Genomic DNA, 25,832 nt, shown 5'->3' with positions numbered 1-25,832 from the left:
AATTATTGGATTGAGCCTCATGGCCATCATCAACCACATGATGAAAAAAATTGATACTGATGTATCAAATCTTAAACAGGGACTGCATCCACAAAATCTCTCATATTGGTATGATAAAATTATCAAAGAAACAATTGAGATGGCCCCTCCATGGCTTCAGGATAAAATCAAAGTACATCAAGATCCTATTCTTTCAATGAAATTTAATTTAGATATATCAAAACGTGCAGTTAGATATTTCATGATTGCAGTTGACAATAATTTAAATGAAATGCCTTATTCTACAAAACTCTATTTTCTTAAAGTTCAAGAAATAATGTCTACTGAAATGGATAAATCCCTAGTATGAAGTGATTTTTTATTTTAGGCACAAATTTAATCCGTAAGTATCTATAATCAAGTAACATTACTTTAGTATATAATGGAACTTTACAAATCAAAGTATTCAGATAAAAAAAATTCGCGAACTTCAAAAAGAGACAATGGGCCATATCGTTCTTTTAGAAACTCTAGTAAAGATAGATATTCCAGAGATGATAATCAAGGAGAATCTACCACTGTAACATGTGCGGATTGTGGAACTCAATGCCAAGTTCCATTTGTACCAAGAACTGACAAACCTGTTTACTGTAATGACTGTTTCAGACAAAACAAACCACAAGATTCAGGAAATTCAAGATATTCCAGAGATGATAGAAGTTCAAGATATTCCAGAGATGATAGAAGTTCAAGATATTCCAGAGATGATAGAAGTTCAAGATATTCCAGAGATGATAGAAGTTCAAGATATTCCAGAGATGATAGAAGTTCAAGATATTCCAGAGATGATAGATATTCCAGAGATGATAATCAAGGAGAATCTACCACTGTAACATGTGCGGATTGTGGAACTCAATGCCAAGTTCCATTTGTACCAAGAACTGACAAACCTGTTTACTGTAATGACTGTTTCAGACAAAACAAACCACAAGATTCAGGAAATGATAGATATTCAAGATCTTCTAAAGCTCAAGAATCATTTAGAACTGATTCCAGATCTAAAAAATCAAAAGGTGATAAATTTTTAAAAAAACAAGAGAGTTTCTATTCTGGTGGTTCAGAAAAATTCTATGCTACTCTAAAAGAAAAATTATTTGAAATTTTGGGTGGCAAAACCTGCTCTAGTTGTGGATTTAAAGATGAAAGAGCTTTAGGAATTAGCCACATATTTGATGATACTTCAGACAGTCTTGGACGTGGTGGTGCTGCGTCTTCATGGGGAAAATATATTTCTGAACCTGATCTTGCTAAGAAGGAACTTAGAGTTCTATGCTTAAACTGTAACGAAATAAGGCAACCTGTATCTAAACCAAAAGAATATTCTTCAAAACCTAAACCTAAAAAAAGTAGATATTTTCCTAGATGATCCTAAAATCATTCTTGATAATTTATTAACACTTTAATTATAATTATTTTAGAATAATACCATGAATGGCGATTTTAAAGCACTGGGAATTTCTTTGATTATAGTGGTTGGTATAGTAGCACTCTATACTGCATTTGGTTCTAAGATTATTCCTTAATAATTTCTATATTGAATTCATTGACTTTGGTAGAAATTATTTTGTGTTCTTTATCAAGTACTGATTGAATAAAATCTGCAAATTTTTCCACATTTTCCTCATTTTTGAACAAAATACTATGAGCTGATTTATCTTTCAATGAAATAACCAATTCATTTTTTATGATATTCAGAATTGATGTAATGTATGTCTCTTTTCCTTCTTTTATAAATATGAGACTTGCAAATTTTTGAACCTCATATTTGTCATCAAATGTAATGTTGATTTTCATTTATTCTCCAAAAGAAATTCATGAATCTTGTCTTTTGCTTTTTCCCTTTTCTCTTGATGAACTAATAGAAAACCATTAATTTTCTCAATTAAAATTGCCTTTAATTCTCCTGAGAGTAATTTTCCAGATTTATAATCTTCATAAATTGATTTTAATTTATTATCATCTGGTTCAAAAAATATTCTCAAGTATTGATATGAAACATCGATATCTGGATTTCCACCAATCTTTCTATGCTGTTCAACATCTGGTTGACCTCCCGAAAATGCATGTTTGTTGATTTTTTTCTTTACCACATTTGGTGCATCAGTCGTGTAAATCGTTCCATTATCTGCCGAAGCTGACATTTTTCCTCCAGGACCTTCTAATGCAGGAATCATTATGTTGTGAATTAATGCGGGTTTTGGCTTTCCAATTTTTGGGGCAATATCTCTTGTTAATCTAAAATGAGGATCTTGATCCACTCCTAATGGAATCAAAACTGGTTTATCTTCAATGAAACATGGTGCTGATTGCAATGATGTGTAGAAAATCATTCCGATGTTTGTTTCATTTGTAAAACCAAATGTTGCTTTTGTATTAGAAAAATTAATTTTCTTTGCAACTTGAGCTGCAATTGGATAAAGTGTTTGAATATTTTCAGTATTGATGATGATTTTTGTTTTATCTGGTTTGAAACCTAATGCAATAAAATCAAGAGCATTTTCATAAGCGAATTTATGCGTCTCTTCTAAAGTTAGATTGGGTTTTGAAAAAAATTTCTCATCATCTGTAAGCTGAAAATACATGTTAACATCAAATTTTTCCTGAAGCCATTTTGAAAATACCCATGGCACTAGATGCCCAATATGAGTATGACCTGAAGGTCCTCTTCCTGTGTATAGAAAAAATTTAATTCCCTTTTGATAGTCATCCAAAATTCTGTTCATTTCTCTATGTGAGAAGAAAATACCTCGTCTGAGCATGAAATGATCCTCTCCCGCTACACTCCTGATTCTTCCTAGTAAATCAGATGAAATTTTTTCAGTCCCAAATTTCTTGATTAGTTTATCATAGTCAATATCTCCTTCAACATGCCAAGGAGTCACAATAAAGTCATCAGCTGACATTCAATTTGACTTAGGTTAAGGTTTAAAAAGTCTTTTTCGAACTTTCTGCTATTGTCACAAGTTTTTCATGATATTGAAAAAAAAATTATCAGTTCTCTAAAAGATAATCCAAAACAAACTCCTGAACTACTTGAAAAATCAACTAAACTTTCACCAGATCAAATTCGACGAGGAATTGAATGGTTAAAACTCAAAGAATTAGCAATTGTAGATGAATCAAAAACAAGTATAATTAGTTTAGGTAAAAATGGAATTGAATCTTTTCAAAAAGGATTGCCTGAAAGAAGGTTACTAAATTTACTAAAAGATGGACCTAGAAAATTATCTGAACTACAAAAAGAGCTGGGATATATTTTTGGACCTGCTATAGGATTAGCTAGAAAAAATAATTGGGTTCAAACTTCTTCTGAAGAAATCTCACTTCAAAATTTGCCATCAGAACTTCCTGGTGAAAAAACTCTCAAGCAAATAGGTGCTAACCAAATACCTCTAAATGAAATTGATAAAAATGATCTATTAGGACTTTTGAAAAGACCTGATTTTATTATTGAGGATGTTATTACAACTAAAGAAATAACTCTGACTGATTCGGCAAAATTATTAGAAATTTCAAATTCCTCGGGAGCAATAGATGTTGAAGCCAAAGTTCCCCAAGTGTTTGTCGCAAGAACTCATCCTTTAAAAGACACAATTGATGAAATACGTGAAATTTTTGTCACTTTAGGATTTTCAGAAATTATAGGGAATATGACTCAATCTAGTTTTTGGAATTTTGATGCATTATTTACCCCACAAGACCATCCTGCAAGAGAACTACAGGATACATTTTATCTTGATGGTGTGTCTGCTAAAAAAATTGCAAATTCTGAACAAATAAAAAAAGTGTCTGAATCTCACAAAAAGAATTGGCGTTATCATTGGGATATTAATGAGGCACGCAAAATGGTTTTGAGAACTCATACTACTTGTGTTACTATTAAACATCTTGCAGAAAATAAACCCGATGAGGCAAGGGTTTTCTCATTGGGACGTGTATTTAGAAATGAAAAAGTTAGTTACAAGCATCTAGTAGAATTTAATCAAATTGAGGGTGTTGTAGTTGGAAAAGATGCCACTCTAAGAAATTTAATGGGAATTCAACGAGAATTTTACAAACGAATAGGAATTACAAAAATCAAATTTTGGCCAACATTCTTTCCATATACAGAACCATCTCTACAAACTATGGTGTATAATGAAAGATTAGGAAAATGGATTGAATTGTTTGGAATGGGAATTTTCAGACCTGAAGTAACAAAACCCCTTGGTATATCAAAATCTGTTTTGGCTTGGGGTGGTGGTATTGAAAGAATTGCAATGCTAAAATATGAGTTAGATGATGTTAGGGAATTTTACAATAATAATTTGAATTGGTTAAGGAGTGCTACGAAATGCCAGTAGTTGAATTATCTTATTCCAGTCTTCAAAAATTAGTTGGCAAAGTTACAAAAAAACAAATTTCTGATTCTTTACCCTTTCTTGGATTAGATGTTGAATCTGAAGACAAGGATTTAGTCCGAATTGAGTATAGTCCCAATAGACCTGACTACTCTACTGATTTTGGAATTGCACTAGGTTTGCAAGGATTACTTGGAATCAAAACAGGTGCAATTAAACTAAATATAAAAAAATCCAACAAGTATAGAATTTCTGTAAAACCCTCAGTGTCAAAAATTCGACCTTTTGTAACTGGTATTGTTGCAAAAAATGGAAAAATTGATGATAAAATTATCAAACAACTTATGGTGATGCAAGAAGATCTTCATTTTGGAATTGGGAGAAAAAGAAAGAAATCTTCAATTGGAATACATGATCTAGATAAAATCACTTTTCCTCTTGTTTACACAACCACCAATAGAAATCATAAATTCGTTCCATTAAATTCTGATACTGAGATGTCTATTTCTGAAATACTAAACACTGTTTATGTAGGAAAAGAATATGGGTCAATTCTTGGAAGTTCTTCACAAGTGCCTCTAATTTTGGATGCAAATCAAAAAACTGTTTCTTTTCCTCCTATTATTAATGCAAATATAACAACAGTTACTACTAAAACAAAGAATCTCTTTGTTGAAGTAACCGGAATCCATAAAGAAGATGCTGAAGATATGCTTTCAGTCATTGCAACCATTTTACAAAGTGCTGGATTCACTTTAGAGAATGTCCAAATATCTGGTTCGAAAAATTCATCTCCAAAATTTGAACCAAAGAAAATATCTATTAATCCTGATTTAGCCAATCAAACACTTGGCTTGGATCTTAGTACATCAAAAATTATCTCATCTCTGAAAAAATCAAGATTGAATGCTGTATCTAAGGGTAAAAACATTCTTTGCACAATTCCTGCATATAGATTTGATATATTTGGGCCAATGGATTTGGTAGAAGAAATTGCCCTGGGGTATGGAATTCAAAATCTAGAGCCAACATTCTCACCTTCACAAACTATTGGTCGAATAAACCCTGTCTCAAATAAATTGAAATCCCTTGATCAGATCATGATTGGTCTTGGTTATCTTGAGGCATTGAATTCGAGTTTAACAAGTAAACGAGTATTATATGATATGACTGGACGAAATCCTTCAAAAATTCTTTCAGTACTTGATTCAAAAAGTCAAGAGCACACAATTTTACGCAACTCTATTCTCCCTGGATTATTAGAAAATCTTTCTAGAAATATACATGAATCTTATCCTCAAAAATTATTTGAAACTGGTAGTGTGTTTTCATTAGATGATCCCATTTCTGAAAAAATTAATTTTTCTGGGATTAGTGCACATAAAGATGCAAATTTTACTGAAATCAAATCCATATTACAATCTGCATTAAAGATTGGATTCGGAACTGATCTTGAAACAAAGACTTCGTCTGATTCTTTATTTGAAGAAGGACGATGTGCAACAGTTATTGTAAATAATGCACCTCTAGGGGTTATTGGGGAAATTAATTCAAAAGTTATTGAAAATTACAAAATTCAATCTAAAGTAGTTGGATTTGAAATCTCTCTATCTGACTTCCTTTTCAAATCTTCTTAGTAATGATATAATTAGTAACAAAATACCTAATGCTAAAATTACTATTCCAATAGAAAATTCAAAAATCAATCTTTGATGAAAATCCTTCTTTTCTTCATTCATCAAGTAATATGACTCTGTATCCATCTTTTCAAAAAGCTCGATTTGTGGATAATCAAAAATAATAATCAATAATCCTAAAATCAAAACTATAATTCCAATAAAAAAAATTCCTGTATTTTTGATTTCCATACAAATTCCGTATTTCTTAGAAATTTATTTTTAATTTTAAAAAATTATTTTAATATAGTAATTCACTAAATGGTTTTTAGTAGGAATAGTTCCATTATAATCGCCCAAGAGCAGGCACGCAGACGGATTAGGATGATGTCGATCGTTATGATACCAATGATTTCTAATTCACCCAGGCGTGCTACATTATGGGCAACCCCGGTTTCAGAACGCGAGGAGGCTTATGGCTATGTACCCATGATTTTGTGCGAGTCAGAACCGGGGAACATTAATTTTTTTAAAAGATAAAACATCCCTTGATACAGAAAAATCAAATGATACACTATTGGTTGGCAAAACAAGAACCCAGCGGCCCAAGAGGATACAACTTTGAGCAACTAAAAAAAGAAAAAATAACCGTATGGGATGGAGTTCATAACAATCTTGCATTAAAACATATGAAAGAAATGAAATCTGGTGACCTTGTTTTATTTTATCATACTGGTGATGAGAGACAAGCTGTTGGAATAATGCAAATAACATCAAAACCTTATCCGAACCCAAAAGAGGATAATGAACGTTTTATTGTTGTAGATGTAAAATATAAAAAAACATTGAAACGTCCTGTAACATTAGATGAAATGAAAAAAGATAAAAAATTCAAAGATTGGGAACTAATTAGAATTTCTAGATTATCCGTAATGCCTGTTCCAAAGCCACTTTGGGATGCTATCTTAAATATTTCTCAAAAATAACTCCAATCGGTTTATTGATATAGTCGATTTGTTTAACGAAAATATGGCAACAGCTTATGTTTTAATAAACTGTGAACTAGGCTCTGAGGAAGCTATTATTCAGCAACTCAAAGGCTTAGAAGGTGTGAAGGAAGTTCATGGAACTTTTGGTGCATATGATATTTTGGCCAAAATTGAATCTGATACTGTAGAAAAACTAAGAGAAACAATTACTTGGAAGATCAGAAAAATCGAAAAAATTCGTTCAACTCTTACCCTAATGGGTATTGAAGGCCAAACATAAACACCCTTTTTTCTTATTATGATTTTACATTTTATTTTTGTTGTAAAAGAAGAAGATCGTGAAAAACGAAAATTTGAATTTGAGTATATTAAAAAAATGAGCCAATTTTACAAATTATGGATTAAAAAAAAATTTGGTATAGATTATGAAGTTCAATGCGACGAATTGATTACAAAACCAAGAAGTGTTCTTCAAAGACTAGATACTCATACATTTGTACGTGATCACGAACAAAGAGGAAAAGACATCTATCATTTTTACCTTACTCATTTCAAACCATTATGGACTGATTGTACCTGTGATGGATATCATGCTGAAAATTTTGGATTGGTATTTTGGCAACCTCCTAAACAAGCAAATGATATGTTGTTTCTTGCAGAAAAAAACTGTACTACTGTATCTCATATTTTACTCCATGAGTTTTTACGAAAACTTGGACACAAAAAATTCATCCAAGAAGTTCATGATATTTGGACAAAACATCTCTTTGAACAATTAGAATTTGAGCAGTATGGTGAAGACTTTCAAAAAACTAATGGTAAACCTATGTTTCTAACAATCGATATTTCTCAATTAAATTTGTAAATAATTTTTAAAATTAACACTTTGTAACTGAATAGATGTTGTTTTCAAAGTTTGCTGTTTTGAAATCTAATTTATTTTCAGGATCATTTGTTCTTGACTTGCTCAAGTTCTCAAGCTCAACTAATGCATCTCCTCTAAATCCTACTGAAGAACCATAAATTGCATCAGCTAGCATTGTTCCATGATCTCCTTTTTTAATATCGTCTACCATTTCATAAAATCTATTAGTTTCTTTTTTGTTAACAGGATTGCCCGTTGCTTTGTTATATGCAACTGAAATGTACATTCCATTATTTTTTACTGCAACAGGAATCTTGTGATTTTTTCCTGATGCCCCAGGAATTGTTTCGTTAACCAGAACTTCACATTTATGATACATACTTGATACATATGCATAGAATCTATACTGTGCGTATTTTCCTGCATCATCTTCCTCACAACCCACAAAAACTTTGTGTAGTAATTCTAAGGCATCATCATTCATACTTTGTAATCTATCATCAATTCTGCCTCTTTCAAGAAGATCTGATTTACATTCTTTAGCAATTAAAACTAGAATAAAATCTGGTAAATTGTAATTCTTTAATGCTGCGACAAAAGCTCCGGCCTGTGACATTCCAAATTTTGGAAAACCTTTATTGACCATATTTGCAAATCACTCCTAAAAACATACTACTCCCCAACAATGTAATAAAACATGCTTTTCGCTTATAATTGTTAAGGAATTTGGTGGATATCTTGCTATTTTTCTCCAATCTTTAAATTGTAAATTATTAAATCTAGGAGAAGCTCAATGTTTTCTGTGGATATAGATACTACCCCTGAACTTGTTTCAAATGTCTATTCAAAAATTAAAGAAAATGTTGTAAAATATAGAAACGTCACTGGAAGACCTCTTACGCTTACTGAGAAAATTTTATCTGGACACCTTTATGAAATTCCTGACAAAACTCTTACTGGCGGAAAAGATTATGTTTTTCTTAAACCTGACAGAGTTGCATTACAAGACGTAACAGGTCAAATGGTAATGCTTCAATTTATGCAAGCCGGACTTAAACAATCTGCCTTGCCAACAACTGTCCATTGTGATCATCTGATTAGAGCTGAAGTTCAAGGTGATGTTGACATGAAGGTTTCCCTTGATGAAAATAGCGAGGTTTTCAAATTCTTGCAATCTGCAGCTGCAAAACATGGGTGTGGTTTTTGGAAACCTGGGGCTGGAATCATTCATCAGGTAGTTCTTGAAAATTATGCATTTCCAGGAGGCCTGATGATTGGTACGGATTCTCACACTCCAAATGCTGGTGGACTGGGAATGATTGCAGTTGGTGTAGGTGGATTAGATGCAGCTGAAACTATGGCAGGACTTCCTTGGGAGTTACTTTACCCAAAAAAAATTGGTGTTAAATTAACTGGAGAACTTAATGGATGGACAGCACCTAAAGATATCATACTAAAAGTTGCAGAAGAATTAACGGTTTCTGGAGGAACTAATTCTATTGTAGAATATTTTGGTCCTGGCACAAAATCTATCAGTTGTACTGGTAAAGCTACTATTACCAATATGGGAGCAGAAATTGGTGCAACTTGTTCAATTTTTCCATATGATGAAAGAATGGAAACTTATCTAAAATATACAAACAGAGAAAAAATTGCTGAATTAGCAAATCAAAGTAAAGAATTACTTGTAGCAGATCCTGAAGTTGAATTAAATCCCGAAATCTTTTTTGACAGGGTGATTGAAATCAATCTTTCTACATTAGAGCCCCATATTGTTGGACCTCATACTCCTGATTTGGCTAGAACAATTTCAGAATTAGGTGAGGATGTAAAATCAAATGATTATGTTGATCCAATATCGGTTGCATTGATTGGAAGTTGTACCAATTCCTCTTATGAAGACATGTCCAGAGTTGCAAGTATAGCTCAACAAGCAAAAGAAAAAGGAATCCAGTCTAAAGTTCCTTTGTTAATTACTCCAGGTTCTGAACAAATTCGTGGAACCATAGAAAGAGATGGCCAGATGGACTCTCTTAAGGAAATTGGTGCAACCGTTCTGGCAAATGCATGTGGGCCTTGCATTGGACAATGGAATAGACCTGAATTACAAAATGAAGAAAAAAACACCATTGTTACTACCTTTAACAGAAATTTTCCAGGAAGAAATGACGGTCATCGTAGTACTTTGAACTTTATTGGCAGTCCTGAGATGATTATTGCATTAGCTTTAGGCGGTAGATTGTCCTTTAATCCATTGAAAGATGAACTTACAGCTTCTGATGGAACAAAATTCAAACTAGACCCTCCCAAACCTGCACCAGAAGTTCCTGAGAATGGATTTATGATTCCTGAAGGAATTTTCATTGCGCCTCCTGAAAAATCAAATGATGTTGAAGTAATTATTGATCCTAACAGTAAAAGACTACAACTTTTAGAACCATTTTCAAAATGGGATGGCAAAGACTTTGTTGATTTACCAATTCTGGTTAAAGCCAAAGGAAAATGTACTACTGACCATATTTCTCCTGCTGGCGCATGGTTGTCACTTAGAGGTCATTTAGATAATTTGAGTGATAACATGCTTTTGGGAGCAGTCAATGCATTTAATGATGAAGTAGGCAAAGGTAAGAACATTCTCAATAACCAACTTGAAACATTTTCAAATATTGCAAGACAATACAAAGAAAAACAAATGAGATGGGTAATCATAGGTGATAATAATTATGGTGAAGGTAGCAGTAGAGAGCATGCTGCAATGTCTCCTCGATATTTAGGATGTGCAGCAGTAATCACCAAAAGCCTTGCTAGAATTCACGAAACGAATTTGAAAAAACAAGGAATTTTAGCACTTACATTTAGCAATCCAGATGATTATGAAAAAATTTTAGAAGATGATAAAATTAGTCTTATAGAATTAAATGAGTTGGAACCACACAAACAAGTAAAATGTATTATTTCACATAGAGATGAAAGTAAAGATGAAATTTTACTTAATCATTCATACAATCAATCTCAGATTGGATGGTTTAAAGCTGGTTCTGCACTTAATGTTTTAAGAAATAGATGACAAAATTTTACGTGGGACAACTGGAATCAAACGTTATGACTAATCAGGTTCATACACGAATATCCATGATTGGATTTACGTGATTTGGGTTAATCAAGAATAATGAGAATCTTTAGCCAATTTATGTCGAGGAGTTGGGCAGAACACTAGACGATCTAAAAAAGAAAAACATTCTGTATAATCAAAAGAAACTGGAAAATAACAAGTAGAGTTCAAACCTGCCACGGTTCACTAAACCAAACCTATTAGGGTTTGAACAAATTCTGGTTTTTTGGATATCGTAATTCTAAAATGAAGAACTCTGTAAATAACATGAGAACGATTTTCATAAATCCTATGCCTGATTATGATGAATGTTTTCCAATCTAAAATATAAAATTATGTTCTCAAAGTGTTTTGATAAATATTCATAATAATTTTTCCATATTGTCATACATTTCTCACAAATTATGATTCCTTCTGATTCATCTTCATTCATAATGAACTCTGTAAACAAAGCTCGTTTTGTGATTTCATAGATAGAAAATGTTGTGGAATAATTTTTTGAAGATATCTTATGATCACTGATTTTTAGAGAGTCTCTCAGAATGAGTTTTGTAATTTTTGAAAAATTCTTTTAGTCTAATTTCCAATTCCAAATGTTTCTTTTTCATCTCATTTTCATCATATTGATTATTAACCATTATTAATGAATATTAATAATTATTAATACTAGTTAAATGTTACTAGAAATTAATCATTCATAATTCAATGATGGAATTATGAAAAATGGAAAAAAACCCTGTAAGTATAGCACTTGAAAAAGATCAACTTGAGTGGATAGACAAAAAAATTGAAAAAAGAATATTTGCAAATAGATCGCATTGTATTCAATATGCTATTCAAAAATTAATGGATGAGGGATAAGTAAAAATTAAATTTTCATTTTTATTCTAAACATTTCATTTTAACAAACCTCGAGACTCGTACAACCAAACCTCAACAGGTTTGAACTCTCAACTAATTGTAACAGGTTTTGTTATCCTGTTTGTCTTGTTATTATTTTGTGATGGGTAATAAACAAATAAATATGATTTTCCTTGAATTGCATAATCCTTATGTATTACAGTCATACTCTACTAAATTATGTCATCAGAATCTTACAAGAACAAAATAATCAAAGCTGAATATGATACAAATGTCTTGTATATTGATGATGAAAAAATACAATGCAATTTTGATGATGACACAAAAAAATATTTTGCATATGATGTTTTACCTTATCGAGAATTTTCTACACTGGAAGATCTTGCAAAATCAATCATAGATGAAGGAGAAAACAGCTAATGCATACAAGACGAAATGCTGCAACATTGCCTGCCCCAGATAAAGCAAAACTCATGAATGCAATAATCACACTAAAGAAGACTGTAAAACCTGGGCACACTACTAATGTATATGATGAGTTTGTTGCAATTCATTATGGTGTTATTAGCAGACTGGGTGCAGCCAGTGGGGACGGCGGACATGGCGGTCCTGCATTTCTTGCATGGCATAGAGAATTCATCTTAAGATTTGAAAAGGCACTGCAGGAAGTAGATCCTGATGTTTCTTTACCCTATTGGAAGTGGGAATCTGGAGTTTCATCTGATACTGATGATGTCTTTACTGTTGATTTTTTGGGTACCATGGGATTGCAAACTTCAGGATATCTTTCTGAAGCTCCAACACCACAAAACCCTGATGGATGGCAAGTAGATCCACAACTTGATCAGGGTAATCATGGAACCACACTACTTCGAAACAATAGCATGAATCCTTCAACACTTCCTGCAACTGAGGCAAATAATTCCCTTAATGAAAATAACTTCCATGGTTTTAGACCTGCATTGGAAGGTCCTCATGGAACTGTCCACATGAGAGTTGGAGGACATATGACCCGAATGACCTCGCCTAATGATCCTATCTTCTTTTTACACCATGCAAATATTGACAGGCTTTGGGCAAAATGGCAACTGACTCATCCTGGAACTGATAACTATAATCCCAACAATACAGGTAATGTCGGTCACAAATTAGATGATAGAATGTGGCCATGGGATGGAGGGGACTCTTTTACTAACATAAGTAATGCAACGCCATTGTTGCCCTCAATTGACGCATCAGACATACGAAGACCAAGAGATGTTTTAGATATTGAAGCCCTAGACTATGTTTACGATGATGTATCTGGAAGCAGTGGATGGCCTATATCTAACCCTTCTCCAAATCCAACTCCTAATCCTTCAGGACAAAGATGTTTTATTGCAACAGCAGCATATGGTTCTGAATTAGAACCACCAGTTCAGTTTTTGCGAGAATTCAGAGATGATGTTGTATTAAAAAGTAAATTCAAAAAAACATTTGAATTTATTTTGAACATTTACTACAAATTTTCCCCTCCCATTGCAGACCAAATGAGAAAAAACAAACCATTTAAAATAATCATGAAATATTCTATCGTTCTCCCATTTGTTGCACTTGCTAGAACATCTGCATTTTTGTTGTCACCATTTACAAAAAGACGATGGAAATAGATCATCAGAATGCTACATATGAAGTAGAATCCATAGCTGTACATCTAGCACTTTTACGAACTGGAAAAGTATTGTTGTTTTCTGGTGATCATGAAAATATTTGGAACTGGACAAAAGGTGAATCTAGTCTATGGGATCCTGAAGATCCACGTAATCCAATTAATCCAAAACTAGGAAGGAATTTGTTTTGTTCTGGTCATTGTTTTCTTCCGGATGGACGATTGTTTGTTGCAGGTGGCCAGTCCACATATAATCATCCTGCAACAATTGTATTGTCTCTACCAGGATTTCTGCAATTAGTGTTAAAAATTATAAAAAAACCTGCAGCAGATCATGATATTCATACTTTTGATCCTAATCCCGATATTGATCCTAATCAACGATGGCAAAGATACAAACCAGGAATGCCAAAAGCAAGATGGTATCCCACATGTGTTACATTACCTGATGGCAAAGCATTGATAGTATCAGGCACGTATTCACATGCACATCATGCATTATTTGGTGCCATGAATTTAGATTATGAGATATTTGATCCTGTAGCCAATAAACTCTCAACTCCTGTAAAGTTTATTGATGAAATCAAAATGTATCCATTTTTGCAGGTTTTGCCGGGTGGAACTCTTTTTGTGCATTCAGAAGAAACTACACATATTTGGAATATTGCAGAAAAAAAATTTATTACTGATGCCAAATTTAAAACAGAAACTCCAGGAACCCGAACATATCCTGGAATGGGCTCCTGTGTACTTTTACCCCTTGAACATGAAACAGATACTGCCAAGATACTACTTGTTGGTGGAAGTACCAAGTTACATCCTGATAAAAATACAGATGCAACACAAACTCCCGAAATATTTACAGCTGATCTAAATAATCCTGCTAATTCTTCAGGTTGGAAAAAAACAACTGAACATATACGCCGCTTTTTGTGTGATTCCATACTTTTACCTGATGGGACAGTTTTAGTTACAAATGGTGCTGCAAAAGGACAAGCTGATGATAATGATATTGCAGTAAGGGAAGTTCACTTGTTTGATCCACGTAATGAAACATGGAAAGTTGTGTCATATCTAAAAAGAGATAGGCTGTACCATGGTTCTGCAGTTCTTTTACCAAGTGGAGAAGTAGTGGTTGCTGGAAGTACAGGTCATAATTGGGTAAGATCCGTTTTTGCACCAAAAGAGAATTTTGAGCACAATATTGAAATTATAACTCCTCCAAAACTACAATGTAATCCTACAAGACCCAAAATTCAGGATATAGAACTACCTACAATGTCTTACAATAATAATTATGAAATACATACAGATGATGCATCAAGTATTCAAAAAGTTTCTTTGATAAAGATATCATCTACAACACACAACAACAATATGGATCAACGCTGTCTTATGTTGCCAATTATAAATCAAACAGCAAATATCTTGACCGTATCTAGTCCAAAAAATAACACATTTGCGCCTCCGGGGTATTACATGTTATTCATTCTTGACGGGAATGATGTTCCGTCTGTAGGAAAATTTGTTAAAGTTGGTTAGTGGTGAGATAATTAAATAAAAAATTTAATTTGTGATTGTGAATAATTATTCTGTTTATTTGCTGACAAAAATAAACTGTATGTCTCATTAATAGTAAAGCATATCATTTGGTGATACTTCTAAAAATAATTGAACCCTTTACTTATTCCATGTTTTAGAACATTCTTTCCTATTACGGGTGGTTCTGGAGCGTCTGATACATTTTTGTCCTAGGCGATTGCGTTGAGCGTTGTATATGTCATTGCAAAAACACTAGCGGCTATTATTGTCAGTGCAATTGTAAAAACAGTATATTTTCTGGATGTCATTGCATGAAAAAAATTACTAGTATTGTATTAGGCTACTCTTTTATTATCTTCTTAGAATATTTTTTCATTTCATAACATTAAAAAAGCAACATGAGAATATTATGAAAATGGATAAAAAAACAATAGTTATAATTATTCAGTGTCGTGATAACGATTATTCTATCTAATTTTGTAATTGTTTATGAAACTCCAAAAAATGTAGATCCGAGGTCACCAGTAATAGTTACTGATGTGAATCTTGATTCCCTAATAGAATCCCGTGTAAAGTCTAGGCTTATCGATATGAGCATTATAGAGCGAAATGAGACTAGCACCTGTACCGCCTAAATGATCATCAATATCTTTTTTCATCAATAATTTTGCAGTATTTTACTATCGGAATCTCCTTAAGGTTCTCATATTGCTCCATAGTGAGATACTCTCTGTAGATAGTCTTGTCCAACTTGAATTTCCATTCCACCTCTACTAATGGTCCTAAAACCTCTTCCTCAGTATCTCTTTTAGAATTGCTCATTTTATCTTATGTTCATACATCCGTGTTACTGTATATTACTGTGTAGTACTATGTATCACTCGTTTATAAAAATGAGCCTGTATGAATTCATCTGTTACGCATGGTTTGTGATGATTTCAGTTCCATATTTGGAATAATTCGCATTGGTATTAATCCACAAGTTGGCAGGAGTTTAGAGTGAAGAAGGAGAAATTTTCAGTGTCAATTGATGCGGATCTTATAAAATGGATTGACGATGGAATCAAGAAGAAAAGGTTTGCCAACCGTTCACATGCATTGGAGAATCTAATAGCCAATGCTAAAGAAAAAGATCACTAGCTGAAAAGATTGGAAAATATTTTCGTCAGAGAATCAACAAAGCTCCATTCTATTTTAGAATCATAAATTAGAAAAATATGACAAAATAAATGAAACTATTAGCTTGCTTCGTATGGAACACAAAGGGGCATAGAGATTATGATGGAAATTTGGAAAGTAAATCATCATCTAAAATTCCCGAGTGGGTAAAGAACATCTTTGTATGGTATGGACAAGATCAAGTTTCAGAGAATGAATTGCTTAATGCAATCAAATACTTGGTTCAACAAGGAATTGTAAAATTAGATTAAATTCATAGTTAGCCGCATAGATTTTGCACTAATTCTCCAAAAAAACCTAAATCGCGACAATTCAAGAATTTATGTTCTAATCTTGTCTGAAATTCATATCAAGACCAGGGATAACAATTCCTTGCTGAGGATGATTCGTATCCACATCTTTTGTTGCCTTGCGTATTTTTTCTATGGTGTAAATTGACGTCTCAAAGAATTTGCAATTTGAGCCCACAGAATTTGCAATCTTACATTTTCCTTGAGCTTCTTCTAAATCTTCTGCAAAATCAACTATGGCATTGCTATTGAACTCAAAGATTACAAAGGATGGGTTTTTCATATATTGAAGTTCATTTAATGCGTTTAGATGCATGTTTGTAGGCATGTGATTAATTTTAAATTCTATCTTTAATTTGTATTATTTGAATTCAAATTGTTTGAAAATATGATTCAAAACCCACGAAACCTATGTGATGATTGCTTTAGGATGAAATGTGTAGAAGAATGTGTAGAAGAATGTGTATGTGACTGTCATGAAATAAAATATCTGGTTTCAAATTGGTTTTACATAAATTTCAGTGATTGTTTAAAAAAGTCAAACTGCTTACTAAATTATTTAAAAATAATTATTAATTATGCGAAAATATCCGATTATTTTAATAATTGACGATTCTAAAGTATTTAGATCATTTTGTCATGATATAATTAAGAAATCTGTACGACTTGCTCGAATTTGTGAAGCAAAAGATGGAGTAGAGGGATTAAAGTTATATGTAAAATATCGGCCGGATTTGATTTTATTGGATTATGTGATGCCAAATCTTGATGGTTCAAAAGTTTTAGAATATATTCGAAAAAATGATAAGGATACAAGAGTGATTATGATTAGTGCTTGGAAAGATGATCAAACCACAATCAATTATCTGATGAAATTAGGTGCCTTTAGCTTTATTTCAAAACCTATGAACCGTACAATTTTGATGAAAGTAGTTACTGATGCTTTACATCAAGGTAAGATTACAAGTAATTCTAATCGAATATCTAAATCAGTGGTATTAAGTGAATATTATCCCTGAGAATATTTTTTAATTTTTTTACACATAAATTCATTATTTTTAGCAGATCATGTGTTTTTAATTGAAAAAATTTGAAATAAGTTTTTTTGTAGTATAATTTGAATTAAACCTAATTTTTTGATATTTTTTAAAACGGAAAGTCAAAAAGAACATTTTATTTTACATATTACGATCAAGATTTGAAATTAAATTCTCTCGAGGGGCTTTTTCTAATCAGTTCAAGTCCCTACATTTTTTTGTGATGTAAATTGTTATCTTTGTGCTTTGATTTCCACATAGTTTTCACTAATGGTCAAATGAGAGGGGCTTGTCTATACCCCAATAACATCATGCTCTCATTACAATTTGAACTCTAGATACAATAAAATCAAAAACTAGTAATTTTTGCATAACAATTTTTTGGTGAATTTTAACCAAGATTTTTGAAGATTATGTTCTAAAAATAAATTCTAGCTTTTACCATATGAACCCGTATAGTACGTGGGGCCGACCGGAATCGAACCGGCGACCTACGGGTCACTACAGCTCCAAACTTACATCATCCGTGAGTCAGTTTAGCTTAGTTAACCTTTGGAGCCCTTAGCGGTGATCTTTTTCGTAGACACTGTCGCCCTACCAGGCTAGGCTACGACCCCACAAACAAGAATGAAAAAGACTTGAATTTTAAGTTATTTTTAACCAAGATTTATTTGCAATCAACATCAATTTGTATTTGTTAGTTAATCATGGTGAAACCAATTTACTTGGCATTAGGCGCAATTCCTGTAATTGTGGCGATTTTAATTTCAGTTCCATTACTTACTAAAAATGAAATCCCAACTTCTGCGGCAAATTCTGCTGATAAAATAGAAATTGAATATACGAAACACCAGTTAAAGAAAATTTCTTACGGTATTACAGAGAGAGTTGGAGCACAAAAAACTGAAATTCTTTATATTAAAAATGATGGTGATATCAAATATTCGGTAACCGAACAAGGATACCTCCAGCCTGATATTCGTTCAAAACTTGATAAAGAAAAACTAGAGAAATTAAAAGCACTAATTAAAGAAACTGGTTTTATTGCTATTCCATCTGAATCATTTTCAATTCTAGAAAATGCAACTGAGTATCAGAAATCAAATGTAAAAATTACTCTCAACGGTCGTGTAAATCAAATTCATTGGCCTGAACAAAACGCTACTTCAGATTTTATTCCTCCAATAATTATTATGGTTCAATCTGAACTTGATCAGATTATTTCTGAAATTAGTGAATAGGTACAAATAGTCTTTAGTAAAAATTAGAACATGCTTCCGTTATCTGGTGAACGATTAGATGCCAAAGGAATAGTTTCAGATAAAATAAACTCTATTGATACCTTGCGTGGTTCTTCTACCGTTAAACGAGGTTTTGCTCATATGCTAAAAAATGGAGTAGTAATGGATGTTACAACTGTAGAGCAAGCTCAAATTGCTGAAGAGGCTGGGGCAGTATCTGTAATGGTTTTAGACAAACTTCCATCAGAAGTCAGAAAAGCTGGTGGAGTTGCACGAACTGCAAGTATTAGAATTATTGAAGATATAATGGATTCTGTTACAATTCCAGTTATGGCCAAATGTAGAATTGGCCATGTGAATGAAGCATTAATTCTTCAAGAAACTGATGTTGATATGATAGATGAATCAGAAGTTCTTACACCTGCTGATGAATTTCATCATATTTGGAAATGGGATTTTACAACACCTGTTGTTAATGGTGCTAGATCTTTAGCTGAAGCTTTAAGAAGAATTGAGGAAGGTGCATCAATGATTCGAACAAAAGGAGAACCAGGTACTGGAAATGTTGCAGAAGCAGTAACCCATATTAAAAAAGTAAATGATGAATTAAGAATAATAAAGGCAATCTATGATTCTGGCGATAATCAAGATTTAGTTAGAATTGCACGAGAATTCAAAGTATCTTATGATATTGTTCAACAAACTGCAAAACTTGGAAGATTGCCTGTTGTAAATTTTGCAGCTGGTGGAATTGCAACGCCTGCAGATGCTGCATATTTGATGTCTCTTGGATGTGATGGAATTTTTGTAGGTTCTGGAATTTTTAATGCAGATGATGCAAAAGAAAGAGCAAGAGCAATAGTTTTGGCTACGACTTTTTGGAATGAATCTGACAAAGTAAAAGAAGCACAAAAAATGATTGATGAAAGACAATCTATGATAGGCTTGGATGTAAAAACATTAGAGTTACGTATGCAAGATCGTGGTGGCTCATCATGAGTCTTGATGTTGGTGTTTTATCAATCCAAGGAGATGTTCAAGAAAATATCTTATCTGCAAAAGCTGCAATAGATGAATTGGGAATAGACGGAAAAGTAAGATCCGTTAAAACTCCTGAGGATATCTCACAGTTGGATGGTTTGATAATTCCTGGTGGTGAAAGTACTACTATAGGCCAACTTTCTTTGGTAAATGGATCACTAAAGGTTCTAAAGGAAAAAATTGAAAATGGGATGCCAGTACTTGGAATTTGTGCTGGAATGATAATACTATCAAATACTGCAAGTGATCGTATTGTAGGTAAAACTGATCAACCTCTTTTGAATATACTTGATATTAAATTAGAGAGGAATTCATTTGGACGACAAAAAGAATCATTTGAAGCTGATGTTTCTTTAGATTCAATTAATATCCCAAAATTCAATGGAGTGTTTATCCGAGCACCATCTGTCTCTGATGTTGGTTCTGATGTGGAAATATTAGCAAAATTCAATGATCGTGTTGTTGCAGTGAAAAAGGGTAATGTGATTGGAACTGCATTTCACCCTGAACTCACAAAAGATATTTCACTACACAAATATTTCATCAATCTTGTAAAATCTTTCAAAAATTAACCCAAAATGATGATTTGTAAGCAATTCTTTTTAATGATTATCTAGCCGAGCTAATAAAATGGACAAAAAATTTGTGTTATCTGGTATTTTGACCTCAATTTTGTTAGGAGGGATTCTTGGACAATTTTCAATTGAAGATTCTTTTGCAGATGATAATCTTTCTGTAAGTAGAGAAGATTCAGATGCATATCAAAAACAAATAGAAAAAGAAGAAGAGAAAAAACAAAAAGCTGAAGAAAGAAAACAAACACTAAAAGAAAAAGAAGAAGAGAAAAAACAAAAAGCTGAAGAAAGAAAACAAAAACTAGAAGAAGAGAAAAAACAAAAAGCTGAAGAAAGAAAACAAAAACTAGAAGAAGAGAAAAAACAAAAAGCTGAAGAAAGAAAACAAAAACTAGAAGAAAAGAAAAGAAAGCTAGATTTTGATAGAAAAAAACTTGCGGAAAAATTATCTGAAAAAATAAATAAATATGAAGAGAAATTAAGAGAAATTAAAGAAAAATATCAAAATAGAATTGAATCTGATTTTTCAGGAGATGCTGAAAATCTTTCAACTGATGTCCCAAAATTAACAGATAAACTTGGTAAAAAATCAGAAGAAATTCGTAAAAAACTTGAAGAAAAACAAGAAAAATTAGATTATAGAACACAAAAAATTCTTGATAAAATTAATGATGGTGATTATTTAGGTGATAAAATTGGTGCATCAACTACAACTGAAACATATAATCTTGTTTTTGATTCAGTTGAGGCAACAGAAATCCATGATAAAACTCAATCATCTACTCTTGAAGGTTTTATGAATTTCAATACATTTGACAAGAGTAAATCTAATCTAAAATTGGAATTACAAGATTGTTATATTTCTGTAGATGGTATTCCTTACAATTGTGGTTTTGGAAAAGCTAGAACTGCAGGAAATTCTGGAGCAAAAGATTCACTTGTAATTCTTGCATTCCTAGAAGATGATGTTCTTGAAGAAGTACATTCTATGCTTAAAATTTCATTAAATGCTGATTTCCCTATAGGTGATATTGAAGATTCCACTAAAGTTTCAATTTTAGGACCTCAAAGTAAAATTTCTGGTTTGTGGTTTTTAGATGGAACTGGAACTTTAACTAGAACCGTTTCATCAACAGATGACTCACCAGATAATTCTACTGGTAATGAAATAACTGTTGAATTAACTGAAGATGTCGGCATTAGCGGGAATTAATAATGATCACGAAAAATAAATTTTTCTTATACGGTTTCATTTTTTCAATTCTTTTGTTTTCATTTCCTTCTTTCTCTTTTGGTGAGATAGGTTCTGTTTCTGTTGATTCGTTTGATGTTGATTATAATATTGAAAATGGGATTCTTGAATCGATCTTCTTAGATCCTGATTTTATTGAATTAATCATAACAATGGATACGACATCTGATGGGACTATTGAAATTACTATTCCAAGGAATCTATTAGATGCAAAATTTGATACGTCAGATGATGTATTTTTCATTTTAGTTGATGGCTTTGAAACTGATTATGCAGAAATAAATTCAAATTCAAATTCTAGAACACTTGTAATTCCATTTTTTTCTGGTGATTCAGTAATTGATATTATAGGAACCGATGCATTAAATACATTTTCAACGGAATCTGAAATTCCATCATGGATTAAGAATAATGCTGGATGGTGGGCTGATGGACAAATAGATGATGTGGCATTCATTCAGGGAATCCAATACTTGATTATTGAGAATATTATGACTATTCCTCAAACAGAATCAGGAGAATCATCTGGAAGTGGGATTCCATCATGGATTAAGAATAATGCTGGATGGTGGGCTGATGGACAAATAGATGATGTGGCATTCATTCAGGGAATCCAATACTTGATTACTCATGGAATTTTAGAGATCCAATAAGCTCAATCCAACAAATTATGCATGGATTTCAAATCTTTTTTGAATGGTTCTAGAATAGCAGGAATTTCAATTTTAATTGAATCTTTTAATGATAGTCCTTGATCTTTTTTCTCATTCCAAACTTTCGAATTAAATTCAGTAATTTCTTTAGTGATGTTACTTTGTTCTTCAAGATTTTCAGAATCAACTTGTTTTTCTTTATGAATACTTTTTTCTGAATACAAAATCTTCCATAAATATTCGGTAATAAACGGAGTGATTGGAGCTAGAAGTTTTAAAACTGTTGATAATGTTTTATGCAGTGTAAATATTGCTCCGTCTCTCTCTTCATCAGTGAAATCAATTCCATAAGCTCTTGCTTTTACCATCTCGATATAATGTGCTGCAAATAAATTCCATGTGAATTCTCTTATTGCAATTGCAGGAATGAAAAAGTTGTATTCATCATATCCTTTCTTGCATTCTTTTACTAAATTATCTAATTCTGATAAAATCCATTTATCTGATGCTGTAATATTTCCTGATTTAATTACAGGAAAACTAGACAAAAATCTTGATACATTCCATAATTTACTGAGAAATTTTTTACTTGATTCAATTTTTTGTTCATTACATCTAAAATCATACCCGTGATTAATTTCACTTGCACTCCAGAATCTAAAAGTGTCCGCACCCAATTTTTCAATTACTGGTAATGGATCTATTGCATTTCCTTTACTCTTGCTCATTTTCATTCCTTTTTCATCTAAACCATATCCCATAATCCATGCTTCAGACCATGGTTTTTCCCCTGTTAACTGCTCACATCTTAGAAGTGTATAGTATAACCATGTTCTAACAATATCTTTTGCTTGAGGTCTAATCGAGGCTGGGTATACTTTTTTAAAAAATTCTTTATCTCTGTTAAATTTGCAAATGAAGAGTGGAGATACACTTGAATCCATCCATGTGTCAAAGGTTCGTTCCTCACCAATAAATTCAGTAGAATCACATTTCATACAATTGCTAATTGGACATTTTTCATTCCAAGGTCTGTAGTACTTTCCAGGCTCAGGAACATGGGGCTCTGAGCAATTTTTACAGTACCAAATTGGGATTTCAGTACCATAATACCTTCTTCTTGAAATTGGCCAGTCAATATTAATAGATTCTAACCAATTCATCAGAATCTGTTTATGCATTGATGGATGAAATGTTATTTCTTGCCCTAATTTTTTGATTTTTTCAACTGCTTCTTTTTGCTTTAGATAATATTCTTCCATTGGAATAATTTCAATTGGAATCTTACTTCTCTCCGAAATTGGTGTTCTGTGAATAATATCTTCAATTTTTTCTAAAAATCCTTTAGTTTCTAAATCTTCTATGATTTTTGTTCTTGCTTGTTTTGGTTTTAATCCTGCATATTCTCCTGCAACTTCTGTCATTTTTCCATCTAATCCAATTGCGACGATCTCATCTAGTTCTAATTCTCTAAACAATGCCACATCGTTTTGATCACCATAACTACATACCATAACAGCTCCTGAACCAAATTCTTGCTTTGCAGAGTGATGTGTTTTTAATTCAACCTCAACATTTGTTATTGGAACAATTACTTTTTTTCCAATATACTGTATGTATCTCTCGTCTTCAGGATTGACTATGATGGTTCTACATGCACAAAGTAATTCCGGTCTTGTACTTGCAATAATTATTTCTTGATCTGTGTCTTTTATTTTGAATTTCATGTATACTAGTTTTGTGGATAAATCTTCGTATGTAATTTCTGCATCTGCAATGGTTGTGCCTGAAACCCAATCATAATTATTAGGTCTGTTTGCTAGATACACTTGTCCTTTTTTCCATAACTCGATGAATGTTGATTGTGTAAGACTCCTATATTCTTCCGAATCTGTTCTATAGTAATTTGCAAAATCACCACTAATTCCCAAACTTTTCATAATGAGAATCATTTCAGCTTCCAAATCATCCAGTGCTTCTCTACAGAGATTTAGAAATTCGCCTCTTTCTGTTTCCCTCATTCTAATATTGTGTTTTTTCTCAGTGTACAGTTCAACTGGTAATCCATTTCTGTCTATTCCTATAGGAAAATAGACATTTTTTCCAGTCATTCTTGCAGTACGTGCAATCATGTCAATTTGAGAATAATGAGCAGCTGCTCCAATATGCCATGGTCTGCCCGAAGGATATGGAGGTGGAGTATCTATTGTATAATTATTCTCTTGGGGTGTAAAATCATAAATCTTTTCATCTTCCCATTGTTTTAGAATTTCCTTTTCTAATTCTGGATTCCATGCTTTTTCTGATATTCTAGGTTCCATTTCTTACTTATCTTGAAATATTTGAAATAATATGAGATCCTTTATTGTAACCTTCATAGATGTAAACACCAACTGCTTCTACATTTGATGGCATTTTTGGCGCTAATAATTTTATAATTTCACTTGAGAGATTCTCTACGGTGGCTTCTCCTTCTAAAAGATATGTGGTATTTTTTGGAACTTGTAAATCAAACATTCCTTTAGGACCTTCGAATTGAATGTAGTAATGAGAATCATCTTCTTTCTTGAGATATTTTCTATTGATGAAAAATTTATGATCAAATACATTTACAACTTCTTTGATAATTTTTTTAGCCTCTCCAAAATCTAAAAGTAAATTATCTTTCATCTGTCCTACGAGTTCTACCATTACCGAAGATGTATGTCCGTGTAATATCGAACATTTTTCAACTAATGGAAGGATATGTGCATAATCAAATGAGAATGACGCATCTTCTAAAAATATCGAACCTGTTTGTGGTGTTTTATCATAAAATACAATATCTTGCAATTCTTTAATCTGTGCAACGTATTTTGCATGTCCTATTGCCATTACTTTATCTTGAGGAAAGTCTTCTTTGATTTGTTTATATTTTTCAATATCTTCATCAGTATCAATCACTTCGATCAATCCTTTTTCTGTTTTAAAATCAACTAAGACTTCATTTCCATTCTTCAATGTGATCTTGTGATTGTATTGATATTCTCGTTCAAGAAATGTTAACATTTGTGCTACTGTCAATTCTGTTCTGGTTTTGAGTAAATTCCCCTTTTTATCGATATAGCGAAAATCTGAATCTAGAATTGTAGGGCTTGTTGCCATTTGAAGTCATTTGACTTTGGATATAATATAAATTCTGTAATGGATATGCCTGAAATGCTTCATTTACAACTATGCCAAAGAATTTAGAATTTTGGCAAGATTAACATCATTTTTTGTGATACCTCCAGCATCATGAGTTGTTAGTTCTATAGTGATTCTATTGTATACATTAAACCATTCTGGATGGTGATTCATTTTTTCAATCTCCATAGCTGCTCTAGTCATAAAACCAAAAGCCTGGTTGAAACTTTCAAATTGAAATTCTTTGTGAAGTTTTTCGTTTTCAACACTCCATCCAGGTAAATTCTTTAATTCTTCATCAATATCTGCTTTGGATAATCGCATCATATTGTTTAAGATATAATGTTAAATTAAAAGATTGATTCATTACATTTCTATGGGATTTCT

27 protein-coding genes, 1 tRNA gene and 1 pseudogene are annotated in these 25,832 nt (G+C 32.3%); 19 read left to right on the top strand and 10 right to left on the bottom strand.

What is annotated here, in order from left to right; translation table 11 throughout:
- Window positions 1-19 precede the first annotated feature (19 nt).
- Window positions 20-349, top strand: a complete 330-nt coding sequence (locus C5F50_RS11310) for a hypothetical protein (RefSeq protein WP_179371424.1) — start codon at window positions 20-22, stop codon at window positions 347-349.
- 72 nt (window positions 350-421) lie between these two features.
- The gene (locus C5F50_RS11305; protein ID WP_179371423.1) at window positions 422-1,405 is read left to right on the top strand and encodes a CxxC-x17-CxxC domain-containing protein; all 984 of its coding nucleotides are present in this window, start codon (window positions 422-424) and stop codon (window positions 1,403-1,405) included.
- 146 nt (window positions 1,406-1,551) lie between these two features.
- On the opposite strand, the gene C5F50_RS11300 is transcribed toward C5F50_RS11305, so the two are convergent.
- On the bottom strand, window positions 1,552-1,833 hold the full coding sequence (locus C5F50_RS11300; RefSeq protein ID WP_179371422.1) for a hypothetical protein: 282 nt from the start codon (window positions 1,831-1,833) through the stop codon (window positions 1,552-1,554).
- Window positions 1,830-2,942 carry a tryptophan--tRNA ligase gene (locus C5F50_RS11295; protein WP_179371421.1) on the bottom strand — a complete coding sequence of 371 codons (1,113 nt, stop codon included), beginning with the start codon at window positions 2,940-2,942 and terminating at the stop codon, window positions 1,830-1,832. Before C5F50_RS11295 ends, C5F50_RS11300 begins: the two co-directional genes overlap by 4 nt.
- 51 nt (window positions 2,943-2,993) lie before the next feature.
- Here C5F50_RS11295 and pheS point away from each other — a divergent pair, with 51 nt between their 5' ends.
- Both pheS and pheT read left to right on the top strand, forming a co-directional pair.
- Complete coding sequence (gene pheS, locus C5F50_RS11290; RefSeq protein ID WP_179371420.1) at window positions 2,994-4,382, top strand: phenylalanine--tRNA ligase subunit alpha; 1,389 nt, start codon at window positions 2,994-2,996, stop codon at window positions 4,380-4,382.
- Window positions 4,373-6,016: a phenylalanine--tRNA ligase subunit beta gene (pheT, locus tag C5F50_RS11285; RefSeq protein ID WP_179371419.1), complete on the top strand. Its 1,644-nt coding sequence runs from the start codon at window positions 4,373-4,375 to the stop codon at window positions 6,014-6,016. Before pheS ends, pheT begins: the two co-directional genes overlap by 10 nt.
- Here the strand turns inward: pheT and C5F50_RS11280 are convergent.
- A complete protein-coding gene (locus tag C5F50_RS11280) occupies window positions 5,987-6,247 on the bottom strand; it encodes a hypothetical protein (RefSeq protein WP_179371418.1) in 261 nt (86 codons plus the stop codon). The genes pheT and C5F50_RS11280 overlap by 30 nt on opposite strands.
- A 314-nt stretch (window positions 6,248-6,561) precedes the next feature.
- Here C5F50_RS11280 and C5F50_RS11275 point away from each other — a divergent pair, with 314 nt between their 5' ends.
- From C5F50_RS11275 to C5F50_RS11265, 3 genes are read left to right on the top strand one after another with little or no spacing between them, the layout of a single operon-like run.
- Window positions 6,562-6,981, top strand: a complete 420-nt coding sequence (locus tag C5F50_RS11275) for an EVE domain-containing protein (protein ID WP_179371417.1) — start codon at window positions 6,562-6,564, stop codon at window positions 6,979-6,981.
- A gap of 43 nt (window positions 6,982-7,024) precedes the next feature.
- Window positions 7,025-7,264 carry an Lrp/AsnC ligand binding domain-containing protein gene (locus C5F50_RS11270; RefSeq protein WP_014963852.1) on the top strand — a complete coding sequence of 80 codons (240 nt, stop codon included), beginning with the start codon at window positions 7,025-7,027 and terminating at the stop codon, window positions 7,262-7,264.
- A gap of 18 nt (window positions 7,265-7,282) precedes the next feature.
- On the top strand, window positions 7,283-7,849 hold the full coding sequence (locus tag C5F50_RS11265; protein ID WP_179371416.1) for a hypothetical protein: 567 nt from the start codon (window positions 7,283-7,285) through the stop codon (window positions 7,847-7,849).
- Between the two features lie 13 nt (window positions 7,850-7,862).
- Here the strand turns inward: C5F50_RS11265 and C5F50_RS11260 are convergent, their stop codons facing one another.
- Window positions 7,863-8,495, bottom strand: a complete 633-nt coding sequence (locus tag C5F50_RS11260) for a hypothetical protein (RefSeq protein WP_179371415.1) — start codon at window positions 8,493-8,495, stop codon at window positions 7,863-7,865.
- A 156-nt stretch (window positions 8,496-8,651) separates the two neighbouring features.
- Between C5F50_RS11260 and C5F50_RS11255 the strand changes: the two genes are divergently transcribed.
- The 5 genes from C5F50_RS11255 to C5F50_RS11235 all read left to right on the top strand — a co-directional run bounded on the left by C5F50_RS11255 (window position 8,652) and on the right by C5F50_RS11235 (window position 15,012).
- Entirely contained in the window at window positions 8,652-10,916 is a 2,265-nt protein-coding gene (locus C5F50_RS11255) for an aconitate hydratase (protein WP_179371414.1), read from the top strand.
- 768 nt (window positions 10,917-11,684) lie between these two features.
- Window positions 11,685-11,822 (top strand): ribbon-helix-helix domain-containing protein, encoded by a 138-nt coding sequence (locus tag C5F50_RS11250; RefSeq protein ID WP_179371413.1) that lies wholly within the window; start codon window positions 11,685-11,687, stop codon window positions 11,820-11,822.
- Window positions 11,823-12,041: 219 nt separating this feature from the next.
- The gene (locus C5F50_RS11245; protein ID WP_179371412.1) at window positions 12,042-12,242 is read left to right on the top strand and encodes a hypothetical protein; all 201 of its coding nucleotides are present in this window, start codon (window positions 12,042-12,044) and stop codon (window positions 12,240-12,242) included.
- Window positions 12,242-13,471 (top strand): tyrosinase family protein, encoded by a 1,230-nt coding sequence (locus C5F50_RS11240; protein ID WP_179371411.1) that lies wholly within the window; start codon window positions 12,242-12,244, stop codon window positions 13,469-13,471. The genes C5F50_RS11245 and C5F50_RS11240 overlap by 1 nt, the downstream gene beginning before the upstream one ends.
- A complete protein-coding gene (locus C5F50_RS11235; RefSeq protein WP_179371410.1) occupies window positions 13,462-15,012 on the top strand; it encodes a glyoxal oxidase in 1,551 nt (516 codons plus the stop codon). Before C5F50_RS11240 ends, C5F50_RS11235 begins: the two co-directional genes overlap by 10 nt.
- 642 nt (window positions 15,013-15,654) lie before the next feature.
- Here the strand turns inward: C5F50_RS11235 and C5F50_RS11230 are convergent.
- On the bottom strand, window positions 15,655-15,834 hold the full coding sequence (locus tag C5F50_RS11230; protein ID WP_179371409.1) for a hypothetical protein: 180 nt from the start codon (window positions 15,832-15,834) through the stop codon (window positions 15,655-15,657).
- Between the two features lie 407 nt (window positions 15,835-16,241).
- Here C5F50_RS11230 and C5F50_RS11225 point away from each other — a divergent pair, with 407 nt between their 5' ends.
- The gene (locus C5F50_RS11225; RefSeq protein ID WP_179371408.1) at window positions 16,242-16,442 is read left to right on the top strand and encodes a hypothetical protein; all 201 of its coding nucleotides are present in this window, start codon (window positions 16,242-16,244) and stop codon (window positions 16,440-16,442) included.
- A 76-nt stretch (window positions 16,443-16,518) separates the two neighbouring features.
- Here C5F50_RS11225 and C5F50_RS11220 read toward each other — a convergent pair whose 3' ends face one another.
- Entirely contained in the window at window positions 16,519-16,764 is a 246-nt protein-coding gene (locus C5F50_RS11220) for a hypothetical protein (RefSeq protein ID WP_179371407.1), read from the bottom strand.
- 295 nt (window positions 16,765-17,059) lie between these two features.
- Between C5F50_RS11220 and C5F50_RS11215 the strand changes: the two genes are divergently transcribed.
- Window positions 17,060-17,500, top strand: coding sequence for a response regulator transcription factor (locus tag C5F50_RS11215; protein WP_342448754.1), 441 nt, complete (start codon window positions 17,060-17,062; stop codon window positions 17,498-17,500).
- A gap of 481 nt (window positions 17,501-17,981) precedes the next feature.
- Here C5F50_RS11215 and C5F50_RS11210 read toward each other — a convergent pair.
- A tRNA-Trp gene (locus C5F50_RS11210) sits at window positions 17,982-18,135 on the bottom strand.
- Window positions 18,136-18,225: 90 nt separating this feature from the next.
- On the opposite strand from C5F50_RS11210, the gene C5F50_RS11205 reads away from it, so the two are divergent.
- The 5 genes and pseudogenes from C5F50_RS11205 to C5F50_RS13125 form a co-directional block, all read left to right on the top strand.
- Window positions 18,226-18,759: a hypothetical protein gene (locus C5F50_RS11205; protein ID WP_179371406.1), complete on the top strand. Its 534-nt coding sequence runs from the start codon at window positions 18,226-18,228 to the stop codon at window positions 18,757-18,759.
- A gap of 30 nt (window positions 18,760-18,789) precedes the next feature.
- Complete coding sequence (pdxS, locus tag C5F50_RS11200; protein ID WP_179371405.1) at window positions 18,790-19,758, top strand: pyridoxal 5'-phosphate synthase lyase subunit PdxS; 969 nt, start codon at window positions 18,790-18,792, stop codon at window positions 19,756-19,758.
- Window positions 19,755-20,372 (top strand): pyridoxal 5'-phosphate synthase glutaminase subunit PdxT, encoded by a 618-nt coding sequence (gene pdxT / locus C5F50_RS11195; RefSeq protein ID WP_179371404.1) that lies wholly within the window; start codon window positions 19,755-19,757, stop codon window positions 20,370-20,372. The genes pdxS and pdxT overlap by 4 nt, the downstream gene beginning before the upstream one ends.
- Window positions 20,373-20,430: 58 nt before the next feature.
- Window positions 20,431-21,588, top strand: coding sequence for a hypothetical protein (locus tag C5F50_RS11190; RefSeq protein ID WP_179371403.1), 1,158 nt, complete (start codon window positions 20,431-20,433; stop codon window positions 21,586-21,588).
- A gap of 425 nt (window positions 21,589-22,013) precedes the next feature.
- Window positions 22,014-22,280, top strand: a pseudogene (locus tag C5F50_RS13125) (peptidase); the annotation flags it as partial.
- A 2-nt stretch (window positions 22,281-22,282) separates the two neighbouring features.
- Here C5F50_RS13125 and C5F50_RS11180 read toward each other — a convergent pair.
- From C5F50_RS11180 to C5F50_RS11170, 3 genes are all read right to left on the bottom strand, one after another.
- Window positions 22,283-24,601 carry a valine--tRNA ligase gene (locus C5F50_RS11180; protein ID WP_179371401.1) on the bottom strand — a complete coding sequence of 773 codons (2,319 nt, stop codon included), beginning with the start codon at window positions 24,599-24,601 and terminating at the stop codon, window positions 22,283-22,285.
- 7 nt (window positions 24,602-24,608) lie between these two features.
- Window positions 24,609-25,424: a 6-pyruvoyl trahydropterin synthase family protein gene (locus C5F50_RS11175; RefSeq protein WP_179371400.1), complete on the bottom strand. Its 816-nt coding sequence runs from the start codon at window positions 25,422-25,424 to the stop codon at window positions 24,609-24,611.
- A 69-nt stretch (window positions 25,425-25,493) separates the two neighbouring features.
- Window positions 25,494-25,772 (bottom strand): 4a-hydroxytetrahydrobiopterin dehydratase, encoded by a 279-nt coding sequence (locus C5F50_RS11170; protein WP_179371399.1) that lies wholly within the window; start codon window positions 25,770-25,772, stop codon window positions 25,494-25,496.
- Between the last annotated feature and the right edge of the window lie 60 nt (window positions 25,773-25,832).

It is taken from the genome of Nitrosopumilus ureiphilus, assembly GCF_013407185.1.
Taxonomy (GTDB): domain Archaea; phylum Thermoproteota; class Nitrososphaeria; order Nitrososphaerales; family Nitrosopumilaceae; genus Nitrosopumilus; species Nitrosopumilus ureiphilus.
Note: the sequence above shows the minus strand (reverse complement) of the source record. Positions and strands in the feature narration are given on the sequence as shown.

Bases quoted from the DNA above. Each gene is read 5' to 3' on its own strand.
- C5F50_RS11295 (WP_179371421.1), bottom strand. From the start codon at position 2,942: ATGTCAGCTGATGACTTTATTGTGACTCCTTGGCATGTTGAAGGAGAT.
- C5F50_RS11205 (WP_179371406.1), top strand. From the start codon at position 18,226: ATGGTGAAACCAATTTACTTGGCATTAGGCGCAATTCCTGTAATTGTG.
- C5F50_RS11270 (WP_014963852.1), top strand. From the start codon at position 7,025: ATGGCAACAGCTTATGTTTTAATAAACTGTGAACTAGGCTCTGAGGAA.
- C5F50_RS11235 (WP_179371410.1), top strand. From the start codon at position 13,462: ATGGAAATAGATCATCAGAATGCTACATATGAAGTAGAATCCATAGCT.
- C5F50_RS11190 (WP_179371403.1), top strand. From the start codon at position 20,431: ATGGACAAAAAATTTGTGTTATCTGGTATTTTGACCTCAATTTTGTTA.
- C5F50_RS11280 (WP_179371418.1), bottom strand. From the start codon at position 6,247: ATGGAAATCAAAAATACAGGAATTTTTTTTATTGGAATTATAGTTTTG.
- pheT (WP_179371419.1), top strand. From the start codon at position 4,373: ATGCCAGTAGTTGAATTATCTTATTCCAGTCTTCAAAAATTAGTTGGC.
- C5F50_RS11300 (WP_179371422.1), bottom strand. From the start codon at position 1,833: ATGAAAATCAACATTACATTTGATGACAAATATGAGGTTCAAAAATTT.
- C5F50_RS11310 (WP_179371424.1), top strand. From the start codon at position 20: ATGGCCATCATCAACCACATGATGAAAAAAATTGATACTGATGTATCA.
- C5F50_RS11230 (WP_179371409.1), bottom strand. From the start codon at position 15,834: ATGAGCAATTCTAAAAGAGATACTGAGGAAGAGGTTTTAGGACCATTA.
- C5F50_RS11225 (WP_179371408.1), top strand. From the start codon at position 16,242: ATGAAACTATTAGCTTGCTTCGTATGGAACACAAAGGGGCATAGAGAT.
- pdxT (WP_179371404.1), top strand. From the start codon at position 19,755: ATGAGTCTTGATGTTGGTGTTTTATCAATCCAAGGAGATGTTCAAGAA.
- C5F50_RS11305 (WP_179371423.1), top strand. From the start codon at position 422: ATGGAACTTTACAAATCAAAGTATTCAGATAAAAAAAATTCGCGAACT.
- C5F50_RS11180 (WP_179371401.1), bottom strand. From the start codon at position 24,601: ATGGAACCTAGAATATCAGAAAAAGCATGGAATCCAGAATTAGAAAAG.
- C5F50_RS11240 (WP_179371411.1), top strand. From the start codon at position 12,242: ATGCATACAAGACGAAATGCTGCAACATTGCCTGCCCCAGATAAAGCA.
- C5F50_RS11220 (WP_179371407.1), bottom strand. From the start codon at position 16,764: ATGAAAAACCCATCCTTTGTAATCTTTGAGTTCAATAGCAATGCCATA.
- C5F50_RS11215 (WP_342448754.1), top strand. From the start codon at position 17,060: ATGCGAAAATATCCGATTATTTTAATAATTGACGATTCTAAAGTATTT.
- C5F50_RS11275 (WP_179371417.1), top strand. From the start codon at position 6,562: ATGATACACTATTGGTTGGCAAAACAAGAACCCAGCGGCCCAAGAGGA.
- C5F50_RS11260 (WP_179371415.1), bottom strand. From the start codon at position 8,495: ATGGTCAATAAAGGTTTTCCAAAATTTGGAATGTCACAGGCCGGAGCT.
- C5F50_RS11245 (WP_179371412.1), top strand. From the start codon at position 12,042: ATGTCATCAGAATCTTACAAGAACAAAATAATCAAAGCTGAATATGAT.
- C5F50_RS11250 (WP_179371413.1), top strand. From the start codon at position 11,685: ATGGAAAAAAACCCTGTAAGTATAGCACTTGAAAAAGATCAACTTGAG.
- C5F50_RS11170 (WP_179371399.1), bottom strand. From the start codon at position 25,772: ATGATGCGATTATCCAAAGCAGATATTGATGAAGAATTAAAGAATTTA.
- pdxS (WP_179371405.1), top strand. From the start codon at position 18,790: ATGCTTCCGTTATCTGGTGAACGATTAGATGCCAAAGGAATAGTTTCA.
- C5F50_RS11175 (WP_179371400.1), bottom strand. From the start codon at position 25,424: ATGGCAACAAGCCCTACAATTCTAGATTCAGATTTTCGCTATATCGAT.
- C5F50_RS11265 (WP_179371416.1), top strand. From the start codon at position 7,283: ATGATTTTACATTTTATTTTTGTTGTAAAAGAAGAAGATCGTGAAAAA.